This window comes from Enterobacter cloacae complex sp. 2024EL-00214 (genome assembly GCF_043945575.1).
Classification (GTDB): Bacteria; Pseudomonadota; Gammaproteobacteria; order Enterobacterales; family Enterobacteriaceae; genus Enterobacter; species Enterobacter cloacae_P.
Window position 1 is genome coordinate 126,166 of record NZ_JBIMRC010000007.1, and the last position, 12,136, is coordinate 138,301.

A 12,136-nucleotide genomic window follows, 5' to 3' on the forward strand; every position below is an offset into this window, starting at 1 on the left:
AGAGAGGCCCCAATGGCAGAAATATTATTCTGCGTAAGTAATCATTTCCACGCGTATTAATTTTTTACGAAACCGCATTTCATTTTTTTGACACTCTCCCCGGTTATCTTTTTCCCTTCAGGGCACACTCAAACTATGCTCTCAGAGTGGCCTTGATCACACTTTTATGCTCATCCCCGCTACTCCTCCCTGCCTAATCCCCCGCAGGAGGAGGAAGTGGCGAAGTGAGCCAGGCACACTAGCGCCAACATGTGTTTTCTCTCTACAGGATGCCGATTCCCTATGTCACAGCCTACCTTCAACAAAGCTCAATTTCAGGCTGCCCTGACGCGTCAGTGGCAGCGTTTTGGTCTTCATGCTGCAAACGAGATGACGCCTCACCAGTGGTGGCAGGCGGTGAGCGGTGCGCTCGCAGAGCAGCTGGATGCTCAACCGGTAGCAAAGCCTGTTAAAGGCCAGCGCCATGTGAACTATATTTCGATGGAATTCCTGATTGGCCGTCTGACCGGCAACAACCTGCTGAACCTCGGCTGGTATCAGGACGTGGGCGACGTGTTGAAAGAGCACGACGTGAACCTGACCGACCTGCTGGAAGAAGAGATTGACCCGGCACTGGGTAACGGTGGTTTGGGGCGTCTGGCGGCCTGTTTCCTTGATTCAATGGCAACGGTAGGTCAGTCGGCAATTGGCTATGGCCTGAACTACCAGTACGGTCTGTTCCGCCAGTCGTTTGCTGAAGGTCATCAGATGGAAGCTCCGGATGACTGGCACCGCAATACGTACCCGTGGTTCCGCCACAATGCGCAGCTTGATGTGCAGGTGGGCATTGGCGGTAAGGTATCAAAACAAGGGGTCTGGGAACCTGCCTTTACGCTTACCGGTGAAGCCTGGGATCTGCCGGTGCTGGGCTACCGTAACAGTGTGGCACAACCTCTGCGCCTGTGGCAGGCGAAGCATGCTCATCCGTTTAACCTGACCAAATTCAACGACGGTGATTTCCTGCGTGCCGAACAACAGGGTATCGACGCTGAGAAACTGACGAAAGTGCTCTACCCGAATGACAACCATCTGGCGGGCAAGAAACTGCGTCTGATGCAGCAATACTTCCAGTGTGCCTGTTCCGTAGCGGATATTCTGCGTCGTCATCATCTGGCAGGTCGCAAGCTGGCACAGCTGCCAGACTTTGAAGTGATTCAGCTTAACGACACCCACCCGACCATTGCGATCCCTGAACTGCTGCGTGTGCTGATTGATGAACATCAGCTGAGCTGGGATGACGCCTGGGCAATCACCAGCCGTACGTTTGCCTACACCAACCATACGCTGATGCCAGAGGCGCTGGAGTGCTGGGATGAGAAGCTGGTGAAGGCGCTGCTGCCACGCCACATGCAGTTAATCAATGAGATTAACGACCGCTTTAAAGTGCTGGTGAAAAAGACCTGGCCGGGTAATAAAGAGGTGTGGGCGAAGCTGGCTGTGGTTCACGACAAACAGGTGCGCATGGCGAACATGTGTGTGGTGAGCGGTTTTGCGGTCAACGGTGTGGCGGCGCTGCACTCGGATCTGGTGGTGAAAGATCTGTTCCCGGAATACCACCACCTGTGGCCGACCAAATTCCACAACGTGACCAACGGTATCACGCCACGTCGCTGGATCAAGCAGTGCAACCCGCTGCTGGCCGACCTGCTGGATAAAACCCTGAAGAAAGAGTGGGCCAACGATCTGGATCAGCTCATCAATCTGGAAAAATACGCCGACGACGCGAAATTCCGTGAACAGTACCGCGCCATCAAGCTGGAGAACAAAGTGCGTCTGGCGGCGTTTGTAAAAGCGCGTACCGGGATTGAGATCAACCCACAGGCCATTTTCGACATCCAGATTAAACGTCTGCATGAGTACAAACGCCAGCACCTGAACCTGCTGCACATTCTGGCACTGTATAAAGAGATCCGCGAGAACCCGAAAGCCAACCGAGTTCCACGCGTGTTCCTGTTCGGCGCAAAAGCGGCACCGGGTTACTACCTGGCGAAAAACATTATCCTCGCCATCAACAAAGTGGCAGAAGCGATCAACAACGATCCGAAAGTGGGCGACAAGCTGAAGGTGGTGTTCCTGCCGGATTACTGTGTCTCCGCAGCAGAGATGTTGATCCCGGCGGCGGATATCTCCGAGCAGATCTCCACGGCGGGTAAAGAAGCCTCCGGTACCGGCAACATGAAGCTGGCGCTGAACGGCGCGCTCACCGTCGGTACGCTTGACGGTGCGAACGTTGAAATTGCTGAGAAGGTCGGGGAAGAGAACATCTTTATCTTCGGACATACCGTTGAAGAAGTGAAAGCCATCAAGGCCAAAGGTTACGACCCGGTGAAATGGCGTAAGAAGGACAAAGTGCTTGATGCTGTCCTGAAAGAACTGGAAAGCGGTAAATACAGCGATGGCGACAAGCACGCGTTTGACCAGATGCTGCACAGCATGAACAAACACGGCGGCGACCCGTATCTGGTGATGGCGGACTTCGCGGCGTACGTGGAAGCACAAAAACAGGTCGACGTGCTGTATCGCGACCAGGAAGCCTGGACCCGGGCGTGCATCCTGAACACTGCCCGCTGCGGTATGTTCAGCTCTGACCGCTCAATCCGTGATTATCAGGCTCGTATCTGGCAGGCAAAACGCTAAGGAAGCGCGATGGAGAGTAAACGTCTGGATAGTGCCGCGCAGGCGGCGGGGATCAGCCTCAGTTACATTAATGCTCACGGCAAACCACAGTCTATTGGCGCTGACACCAAAAGACGTTTGCTGGATGCCATGCACAAAGCCGACGCGAAAGCGTCGGTTGCTCCGGTACCGAACGTGAAGGTCTTTACTGCGGGCAAAAAGATGCCGCTGACGGTGGAGGGGCGAGGCGAGTTTAGCTGGCTGCTCACCACTGAAGAGGGTCATCAGCACAAAGGCCATGCCACTGGAGGCAAGGCTCTTAACCTTCCGGCAAAACTGCCGGAGGGCTACCACACATTAACGCTCACCCAGGACGACCAGCGTTTTCACTGCCGGCTGATTGTTGCGCCAAAACGCTGCTATGAGCCACAGGCATTGCTCGAAGGCAAAAAGTTGTGGGGTGCATGCGTGCAGCTCTACACGCTGCGCTCCGACAGCAACTGGGGCATCGGTGATTTTGGCGACCTGAAAAAGATGCTGACGGACGTCGGCGAACGCGGCGGTGCGTTTATCGGCCTCAACCCGATCCACGCGCTCTATCCGGCGAACCCGGAAAGTGCCAGCCCGTATAGCCCGTCATCTCGCCGCTGGCTGAACGTGATTTATATCGACGTTAACGCGTTAGAGGATTTCAAAAACAGCAAAGAGGCGCAGTCGTGGTGGAAACTCGCGACGACGCAGCACATGCTGAAAGAGGCCCGCGATGCGGAGTGGGTCGATTACTCTACCGTCACCTCCCTGAAGATGGCCGCGCTGCGTCTGGCGTGGAAAGGCTTTGCGAAGCGTGATGATGAACAAATGGCGGCTTTCCGTCAGTTTGTGACGCAGGAAGGTGAGAGCCTTTACTGGCAGGCGGCGTTCGATGCGCTGCATGCGTATCAGGTGAAAGAGGATGAAATGCGCTGGGGCTGGCCGGTATGGCCGCAGGCATATCAATCCGTAGACACCCCTGAAGTGAAAGCATTTTGTCAAAAGCATGCCGATGAGGTGGACTTCTACCTGTGGCTGCAATGGCTGGCGTACAGCCAGTTTGCGGCCTGCTGGCAGGTGAGCCAGGGTTATAAAATGCCGATCGGCCTGTATCGTGACCTGGCCGTCGGTGTGGCAGAAGGGGGGGCGGAAACCTGGTGTGATCGCGAGCTTTACTGCCTGAAAGCCTCTGTTGGTGCACCGCCGGATATTCTTGGCCCGCTCGGTCAGAACTGGGGCTTACCGCCGATGGATCCACACGTGATGGCGGCGCGCGCATACGAGCCGTTTATCGACCTGTTGCGCGCCAACATGCAAAACTGCGGGGCGCTGCGTATTGACCACGTGATGTCCGTGCTGCGCCTGTGGTGGATCCCTTATGGTGAAACGGCGGATCACGGGGCTTACGTGCAGTATCCGGTTGACGATCTGCTGTCGATCCTGGCGCTGGAAAGTAAACGCCATCAGTGCATGGTGATCGGTGAAGATCTCGGTACCGTACCGGTGGAGATCGTCAGCAAGCTCCGCGATAGCGGCGTGTATTCCTACAAAGTGCTCTATTTTGAAAACAACCATGAGAAAACCTTCCGCGCGCCAAAAGCGTATCCGGAACAGTCAATGGCAGTCGCGACGACGCATGATCTTCCTACGCTGCGTGGCTATTGGGAAAGCGGCGATCTGACGCTTGGTAAAACGCTGGGTCTTTATCCTGATGAAGAGGTGCTATGCGGTCTGTATCAGGATCGCGAGCTGGCGAAGCAGGGGCTGCTGGATGCGCTGCATAAGCATGGCTGTCTGCCGAAACGTGCCGGGCATAAGGCTTCGCTGATGTCGATGACCCCCACGCTTAACCGGGGGTTACAACGCTACATCGCTGACAGTAACAGTGCCTTGCTGGGTCTGCAGCCGGAAGACTGGATTGATATGGCCGGGCCGGTGAACATTCCGGGAACCAGCTATCAGTACAAGAACTGGCGTCGTAAGTTGTCCGTGAGTCTTGAGAAGATGTTTGCCGATGAGGGGGTGAACAAGCTGATTAAGGATTTGGATAAGCGCAGAAAAGCTGTAGTGAAGAAGAAATAAAAAAGAACCCGCCTGTTGGCGGGTTCTTTTTTTACATCAGAGTGCCATATTCAGCAGCAGAACCCCGACCAGGCCACACACCGAAATAATGGTTTCCAGCATTGACCAGGACTTGATAGTTTCACCGATCGTCAGGTTGAAGTACTCCTTGAACAGCCAGAAGCCCGGATCGTTTACGTGAGAGAAAATCACGCTACCGGAACCGACCGCGATAACCATCAGCTCAGGGCTGACGCCGGTGGTCGCAATCAGCGGCGCAACGATACCACCCGCAGTAATTGCCGCAACGGTTGCAGAGCCAAGCGCAATACGCAGAACCGCAGCAATAGACCAGGCCATAAAGAGTGGTGACACGTTGGTTTCATGCATCATGGAGGCGATGTATTTATCCACGCCACTGTCGACCAGAACCTGTTTGAACGCACCGCCACCGCCGATGATCAGGAGCATCATGGCAATGATTTTGATGGAAGAGATCAGCGTGTCGTTGATCTGATCCATTGAACGACCACGGTTCAGACCGAAGGTAAACATCGCGATCAGTACCGCAATCAGTGTTGCCATGACCGGGTCACCCAGGAATTCCGCAACGGCCAGGAAGGCGTGATCTTTTGGCAGGATCATCTCTGCTATAGCACGCATGGCCATCAGGATCACCGGTACCAGAGATGTCCAGACGCTGACGCCAAAGCCAGGCATCTCTTCTTCAGTGAAGGTTTTCGCGCTGTACAGACCTTCCGGGATAGGCTTATCAATACCTTTCAGGAAGCGCGCGTATACCGGACCTGCCAGAATGACGGTTGGGATCGCCAGAATTGTACCGAACAGCAGTGTTTTACCCATATCGGCGTGGAAAATAGTTGCAATAGCGGTTGGGCCAGGGTGTGGTGGCAGGAAGCCGTGCGTCACGGACAGCGCCGCCGCCATTGGCACACCTACATACAGCAGTGGGATATTTGCCGCAGCCGCAATGGTGAACACCAGTGGCAGCATCAGCACGAAGCCCACTTCATAGAACAGCGCAAAACCGACGGTAAAACCGGTTAATACCACCGCCCACTGGATATTTTTCTTACCGAATTTGGCGATAAGTGTGGTTGCGATGCGCTGCGCACCACCGCAGTCTGCCAGCATTTTGCCGAGCATGGCACCAAAGCCCATGATCAACGCCAGGCCGCCGAGCGTACCGCCTACACCTGCTTTAATCGAGCTAATAACTTTAACCAGCGGCATCCCTTGCATCAGACCGACTGCAAGTGCCACCAGAACCAGAGCGATAAATCCGTTCATTTTGAAACGGATCATCAAGAGCAGTAATAACACAACACCGATAGCGACGATGACTAATGGCATGATTTACCTGGCCTTTGAATTGTTATGGGTAACGTCATTGTGTCAATGACGATTTCCGCTCGTCCCAACTGGGAACAGAGTGTGAACGGCACTAACACGGATACCTGTGAAACTATTAAATGTAGTTAGCTGTTATAAGAGTGCTTAGTGCCCACTTGAATGATACGGGTAACATGGCGTGATTGAGAATCACCCTGAGCGGCAAAATTTAAATTATGAGACGCAGGTCAACATATACAGAGGGGAGAGGCGGGCAAACAAAAGCCGGGCGGCGGCTTCGCCTTACCCGGCTTACGAATCAAGATGTGTAGCGTCGCTGTAGGACCGGTAAGCGCAGCGCCACCGGGCAAAGGCAGACGGCTTAGTAGTAAGAGTGCTCGCCGCGCTGGTGTTCGGTCAGATCGCGCACGCCTTTCAGCTCAGGGAATTCGTTCAGCAGCTGCTTCTCGATCCCTTCTTTCAGCGTGACGTCGACCATTGAACAGCCGTTACAGCCGCCGCCGAATTGCAGGATCGCCAGGCCATCTTCAGTGATTTCCATCAGTGAGACACGGCCGCCGTGACCTGCCAGCTGTGGGTTGATCTGGGATTGCAGCAGGTACTCAACGCGCTCCATCAGCGGGGCATCGTCAGACACTTTACGCATTTTTGCGTTGGGTGCTTTCAGGGTCAGCTGAGAACCCAGCTGATCGGTGACGAAGTCAATTTCCGCATCGTCAAGATACGGTGCGCTGAGCTCATCAACGTAAGCGGTGAGCTGTTCAAATTTAAGGGCTGTGTCGGTTGCTTCCACCGCGTCCGGAGGGCAATAAGAGACACCACATTCTGCATTCGGAGTGCCTGGATTGATCACAAACACGCGGATCTGCGTCCCTTCTTCCTGATTTGCCAGCAGTTTGGCAAAGTGCGCTTGTGCAGAATCGGAAATACGGATCATAGCTTTGGCCTAATAGTTGACTAAATTACTTGGGTATAATAATACGCCCAATGAAGAAGGGCTACAAGGTACGGCACAGACACCATACCTGAACCGACGCGGCACCGCTTTGCAAAAGCAGTCGGGAAAGTTCAGCAACGGTACTGCCCGTGGTGACGACATCATCCACAATCGCGATATGGAGACCTTCGACCGGTAATTCAAGGCGAAAGGCATTTTTCAGGTTTCTTTTGCGAAGCCGGGCATTGAGCTGATGTTGTACCGCGGTGGCATGGACGCGTTTAAGCGCTGAAACCGCATACCGACATCCCAGCCAGCGCGCGAGAGGCTGGCAGAGCAGGTCACTCTGGTTATAGCCACGCTGCCAGTGACGACGTGGGTGCAGCGGCACATTCATTACCATGTCGACTTTCGGCAGGGCGCGGGTGCGTCGGGCCTGCAAAATCGCCAACAGCAACAGGCGAGCCAGAGGGTGTGCCAGCGTTGTCTGGCCGGAAAACTTCAGCTTGTGGATAAGCCCGCTCAGCGGTGGGACATAATCATCAACCGCCACCAGGGCGCTCCACGGTGGTGATTTTTTCAGGCAGCGGCCACAGGGAAATACCCGGCTCATGGCCGGTAAACCACACTGTGGACACCCCGTGATACGGCCTTCCAGTGAGCGCGTGCAGACAGAACAGACACCCCAGTGACTCAGCGCAAGTGGCATTCGACATAGCCAGCACAAGCCAGGCACTGTTAGCATGTACAACCTCCATGTAAAAAAAGAGAACAGTAACTGATGAAGACTCTGTGGTGGCAGACCGTAGGGACGGGAAATTGCCATCTTGTGCTGCTGCACGGATGGGGACTGAATGCTGAAGTGTGGCATTGCATAAACGAGGAACTTGCCTCGCATTTTACCCTGCACCTGGTGGATTTACCGGGTTTTGGCCGTAGCCACGGCTTTGGTGCGATGTCGCTCGATGAGATGGCGCAGCACGTTCTGGATGCCGCGCCGCAAAATGCCATCTGGCTGGGCTGGAGCCTGGGTGGGCTGGTCGCAAGCAGGATTGCACTGGCAAACCCTGAACGCGTGCAGGCACTGGTGACGGTAGCCTCGTCACCGTGCTTCAGTGCGCAGGACGCATGGCCGGGTATCAAACCCGAGGTACTGGCCGGGTTCCAGCAGCAGCTGAGCGAAGACTTCCAGCGGACGGTTGAGCGTTTCCTGGCATTGCAGACGATGGGAACCGAAACTGCACGTCAGGATGCCCGTATGCTGAAACAGACGGTGCTCTCTCTGCCGATGCCGGACGTAGAGGTGCTTAACGGGGGACTGGAAATACTGAAAACCGTCGATTTGCGTGAATCGCTGACATTGCTTGCCATGCCACACCTGCGTATCTATGGCAACCTTGACGGCCTTGTGCCGCGCAAAGTGGTCCCATTACTGGATGTACTGTGGCCAGAAAGCGAATCGCTGGTTGTGCCCAAAGCCGCACATGCGCCGTTTATCTCTCATCCCGCGGAGTTTTGTTCAGCGCTTGTTGCTTTAAGTCAACGTTTAGACTGATTATTTTCTATCCATCCTGGAAAAAGTCACCTACCGCAACCATACTCCAGATGTCGTTGCGGTTGTTCTGCTTTCGATAATCAAAACAACAATCCTATGGAGAATCAGGTTATGAAACTTGTTACAGGTATTGTCACTTCTCTGGTTATTGGGTCACTGTCATTTGGCGTGTTTGCGGCGCAAGAGCTGGAAAAAGACAAGGTGAAAGGGATGCATCTGACCAAGATTGGTCAGATTTCCACGTCTGACACCACCGCGCCAATGGACGCGAGAAAAGAGCTGTCGAAGAAAGCGGATAAACTGGGTGGCAAATATTTCGTGGTCACCAGCGCATCGAAAGATACCAAAAACGTACGTGCAACAGCAGACGTTTATAAGTAATACACTAAAGCCGGGCAGCATTGCCCGGCTTTATTAACGCAGCGCCCACCACACCCTGAGGCAGGCTTTTCCTTCCGGGCAGCTTTTGCAACTGCCAGAGAGACAACCATCCGCATCTTCCTGAATGCGCACGGCTTTTCCCATCGCTTCCAGTCGCTCCAGCATGGCATCAATCATTGGTTGTGGTGTATGCAGGCTGAGACTCAGCTGTTTCGCGTCCATTCGCCCCTGTAACGCCAGTAAGTCACGAACCTGTATCAATGATGCCATTGTCATTCTCCTTAGTGACAGTCGCCAGCCGGGCTGTTACAGCAGGATGCCGCGGTTTTGCGGTTCGCCAGCAGGTTGATGTCAACGCGACTGCGCGCCCGACGTAGCAGGCCGAGAACGATCACGTTGAACAGCAGAACTGCCAGGATACAGACCAGGCTGTACCGTGGGTGCTGGCTAAAGTTAACGGTCTGGTAAAAGAGCGTCGCCAGCGAGTAGGCAATGTTTAGCCCCCACAGGATAGAGAAGCCCATCCAGCCGCGGCTGGACTCGCGGGCAATGGCCCCCATGACGGAGATGCATGGAATATAGAGCAACACGAAGATCAGGTAGCTATAGGCCGCAGACGCGCTGCCAAATTTCTCGCTCATCACACCCATTGCGCCGGTGGCCATTTCGCCATCGCCTTTACTGGCTTCAATAGGGTTCGCCAGCACGCTCAGGCTAAAGGTGTCTTTCAGGCTCTGCCAGGTCTCTTCTGCGGCAGCCAGCAGTTCACCACCGAGGTTAAATTCTGCCGGGTTGAAGGCCTGTTCCTGAATGTTTTCTGCGGTAAAGAGGGTGTTCAGCGTACCAACAACCACCTCTTTTGCCATCGCTCCCGTGAACAGGCCAACGGTCGCCTGCCAGTTGTCCTCATGTACACCGATGGGTTTGAAGACCGGTGTGATGACACGGCTGACGGAGGCGAGGGCGGAGTCGTTGATGTTATCTGCCGCTTGTCCGCTCAGGGTGAAGCTGTTCAGTGCGCTCAGGAAGATGCTTACGATGACAATCACTTTACCGGCGCGCAGAACAAACCCTTTCAGGCGCTGCCAGGTCTGGATCACCAGGCTTTTAAGGTGTGGCACGTGATACACCGGAAGCTCCATCACGAACGGTGACGCTTCGCCACGCATGATGGTGTGTTTCAGCATCAGCCCCGTCAGGATCGCCATGACGATGCCGAGTACATACAGTGAGAACACCGCCAGAGCCCCTTGCTGACCAAAGAAGGCCGCTGCAAAGACCGCAAAGATAGCCAGGCGTGCGCCGCAGGACATAAACGGTGCCATCATGATGGTCATCAGACGTTCGCGCGGTGCATCCAGCGTACGTGCGCCCATCACCGACGGCACGTTACAACCGAAACCGACAATCAGTGGGACGAAGGATTTACCCGGCAGACCCAGCGCCTGCATCAGACGATCCATCACGAAGGCCGCGCGCGCCATGTAACCGGAATCCTCAAGGAAGGAGAGGAACAAGTACATCATGCCGATTTGCGGTACCAGCGGCAGAACGGTGTTGATACCACCACCGATCCCCTGGGCGAGGAAAATAGTCAGCCATTCCGGGAAGTGCAGGGTATAACCCACCCACTGAATACCGTGCACGAATATCGCGACGGAACCCGCATCGAAAATCGGCTGGAGTGCGCCGCCGATGTTAATGGCGAGCAGGAACATCAGGTACATCACCAGTAAAAAGATCGGCAAACCAAGGAAGCGGTTGAGCACCACTTTATCCACGGCGGCGGTAAAGCGGCTTGGCTCAGCCGTCAGAGCGTTACTGACCACATCGCAAATGGCCGCAATGGTCTGGTAGCGTGCGTCGGCGATGTGTAACGCAGGGTCATCCAGCTCGCCACTCAGACGTGCCAGTGCAACATCCAGCTTATCTGCCGCATCGCCTGCATAGGCGCGACTGTAGATATCGCCTTCCAGCATCTGCAACCCGAGCCACAGACGCTGTTTTTCCGGCATGCTTTTGTCCATCTCTTGCGCCAACTGGCCGGCTTCGCGCAGCAGCGGCTGTGCATAATGCACCAGCTCAACATCCTGATTGCTCACGTGACGGTCGATGGTCATCTTCAGGGCATCAATACCCCGTGCGCGGGTGGAAACCAGCGGGACAACCGGGCAGCCCAGGCGCGTGGCGAGGGCATCGACATCTATGCGCAGCTTTTGCTTTTCCGCGATGTCGAGCATGTTGAGTGCCACAATGCAGGGAATACCCAGCTCCAGCAGTTGCAGCGTCAGATACAGGTTGCGCTCCAGATTCGAGGCATCCACGACGTTAATGAGCAAATCGGCGTCGCCGCTCAGAATATAGTGACAGGCAATCTGCTCATCGAGAGACGTTTGTGACGAGATGGTGGTTAACGAATACGTGCCTGGCAGGTCAACCAGCGTGACCTGATTGTCTGTTGTCGCGAACTGGCCTTCTTTACGCTCAACCGTCACGCCCGCCCAGTTACCGACGCGCTGGCGCGCACCCGTCAGCTGGTTAAATAGCGTGGTCTTGCCGGAATTAGGATTGCCAATTAAGCCAATAGTTAATTTTTTCATTATCGTAAACTCACTGAAACCGCTGGCTTGTTATCGGGATAAGGCTTCGACTTCTATTAATGCGAGGTCTTTTTTACGCAGAACCAGATTCACACGTCGGGTTTCGATATGAACAGGATCTCCTAACGGGGCAACGCGCACGACCTGGAATGATGAGCCGGGTAGCATGCCCAGCGACAGCAGCTTTTGCCGATAGGCTGGGCTAATTTCACGGGTAAAACCGGTGATTTTCCATGCACTGTCTGGAGTGAATTGCATAATGCCTGATTCCACGAGAGGTTAAATTATCTACTCTGTGATGATAATGAGAATAGTTTTTATCATCAATCATAAAACTGTGACGGAATGTAGTTTTGGGTATGAATTTACGGCCTGTTTGACCTTGCTCAATATTTTATGAAATGCGGAAAAAAGTAAAACGCGGGAGTTTGTTAACGGAAGGATAATTAGTGGTTTAAATATGGATATGCAATCGGTTTCATATTTGATGAGTAACGTTGGGTCAGCGAGTTAATTAAATTCCCCTCTCCCCATTGGGGAGAG

General features: G+C 54.3%; 10 protein-coding genes. 4 read left to right on the top strand and 6 right to left on the bottom strand.

Annotated features, from left to right (window positions below):
- The first annotated feature begins 282 nt into the window (after positions 1-282).
- A complete protein-coding gene (gene malP / locus ACHHZ6_RS10365) occupies positions 283-2,676 on the top strand; it encodes a maltodextrin phosphorylase (RefSeq protein ID WP_395122186.1) in 2,394 nt (797 codons plus the stop codon).
- Between the two features lie 9 nt (positions 2,677-2,685).
- Positions 2,686-4,767: a 4-alpha-glucanotransferase gene (gene malQ / locus ACHHZ6_RS10370; RefSeq protein WP_182272906.1), complete on the top strand. Its 2,082-nt coding sequence runs from the start codon at positions 2,686-2,688 to the stop codon at positions 4,765-4,767.
- 36 nt (positions 4,768-4,803) lie between these two features.
- Here the strand turns inward: malQ and gntT are convergent, their stop codons facing one another.
- The 3 genes from gntT to gntX form a co-directional block, all read right to left on the bottom strand.
- Complete coding sequence (gene gntT, locus ACHHZ6_RS10375; protein WP_182919057.1) at positions 4,804-6,120, bottom strand: gluconate transporter; 1,317 nt, start codon at positions 6,118-6,120, stop codon at positions 4,804-4,806.
- Positions 6,121-6,481: 361 nt separating this feature from the next.
- Positions 6,482-7,057, bottom strand: a complete 576-nt coding sequence (gene nfuA, locus ACHHZ6_RS10380) for a Fe-S biogenesis protein NfuA (protein WP_014072124.1) — start codon at positions 7,055-7,057, stop codon at positions 6,482-6,484.
- A gap of 61 nt (positions 7,058-7,118) precedes the next feature.
- Positions 7,119-7,802, bottom strand: a complete 684-nt coding sequence (gene gntX, locus ACHHZ6_RS10385; RefSeq protein ID WP_182272904.1) for a DNA utilization protein GntX — start codon at positions 7,800-7,802, stop codon at positions 7,119-7,121.
- A gap of 36 nt (positions 7,803-7,838) precedes the next feature.
- Between gntX and bioH the strand changes: the two genes are divergently transcribed.
- Positions 7,839-8,612: a pimeloyl-ACP methyl ester esterase BioH gene (gene bioH, locus ACHHZ6_RS10390; RefSeq protein ID WP_182272903.1), complete on the top strand. Its 774-nt coding sequence runs from the start codon at positions 7,839-7,841 to the stop codon at positions 8,610-8,612.
- Between the two features lie 111 nt (positions 8,613-8,723).
- The gene (locus ACHHZ6_RS10395) at positions 8,724-8,993 is read left to right on the top strand and encodes a YdgH/BhsA/McbA-like domain containing protein (RefSeq protein ID WP_182272902.1); all 270 of its coding nucleotides are present in this window, start codon (positions 8,724-8,726) and stop codon (positions 8,991-8,993) included.
- A 33-nt stretch (positions 8,994-9,026) separates the two neighbouring features.
- Here ACHHZ6_RS10395 and feoC read toward each other — a convergent pair whose 3' ends face one another.
- The 3 genes from feoC to feoA are packed head-to-tail and all read right to left on the bottom strand — an operon-like array spanning position 9,027 to position 11,851.
- Positions 9,027-9,263, bottom strand: a complete 237-nt coding sequence (gene feoC, locus ACHHZ6_RS10400) for a [Fe-S]-dependent transcriptional repressor FeoC (protein ID WP_182272901.1) — start codon at positions 9,261-9,263, stop codon at positions 9,027-9,029.
- Between the two features lie 11 nt (positions 9,264-9,274).
- Positions 9,275-11,593 carry a Fe(2+) transporter permease subunit FeoB gene (gene feoB, locus ACHHZ6_RS10405; RefSeq protein ID WP_182919056.1) on the bottom strand — a complete coding sequence of 773 codons (2,319 nt, stop codon included), beginning with the start codon at positions 11,591-11,593 and terminating at the stop codon, positions 9,275-9,277.
- Between the two features lie 30 nt (positions 11,594-11,623).
- Positions 11,624-11,851, bottom strand: coding sequence for a ferrous iron transporter A (gene feoA / locus ACHHZ6_RS10410; protein WP_008503050.1), 228 nt, complete (start codon positions 11,849-11,851; stop codon positions 11,624-11,626).
- Positions 11,852-12,136: the final 285 nt, after the last annotated feature.

Bases quoted from the DNA above. Each gene is read 5' to 3' on its own strand.
- malP (WP_395122186.1), top strand. From the start codon at position 283: ATGTCACAGCCTACCTTCAACAAAGCTCAATTTCAGGCTGCCCTGACG.
- nfuA (WP_014072124.1), bottom strand. From the start codon at position 7,057: ATGATCCGTATTTCCGATTCTGCACAAGCGCACTTTGCCAAACTGCTG.
- malQ (WP_182272906.1), top strand. From the start codon at position 2,686: ATGGAGAGTAAACGTCTGGATAGTGCCGCGCAGGCGGCGGGGATCAGC.
- feoA (WP_008503050.1), bottom strand. From the start codon at position 11,851: ATGCAATTCACTCCAGACAGTGCATGGAAAATCACCGGTTTTACCCGT.
- gntX (WP_182272904.1), bottom strand. From the start codon at position 7,802: ATGCTAACAGTGCCTGGCTTGTGCTGGCTATGTCGAATGCCACTTGCG.
- feoC (WP_182272901.1), bottom strand. From the start codon at position 9,263: ATGGCATCATTGATACAGGTTCGTGACTTACTGGCGTTACAGGGGCGA.
- bioH (WP_182272903.1), top strand. From the start codon at position 7,839: ATGAAGACTCTGTGGTGGCAGACCGTAGGGACGGGAAATTGCCATCTT.
- feoB (WP_182919056.1), bottom strand. From the start codon at position 11,593: ATGAAAAAATTAACTATTGGCTTAATTGGCAATCCTAATTCCGGCAAG.
- gntT (WP_182919057.1), bottom strand. From the start codon at position 6,120: ATGCCATTAGTCATCGTCGCTATCGGTGTTGTGTTATTACTGCTCTTG.
- ACHHZ6_RS10395 (WP_182272902.1), top strand. From the start codon at position 8,724: ATGAAACTTGTTACAGGTATTGTCACTTCTCTGGTTATTGGGTCACTG.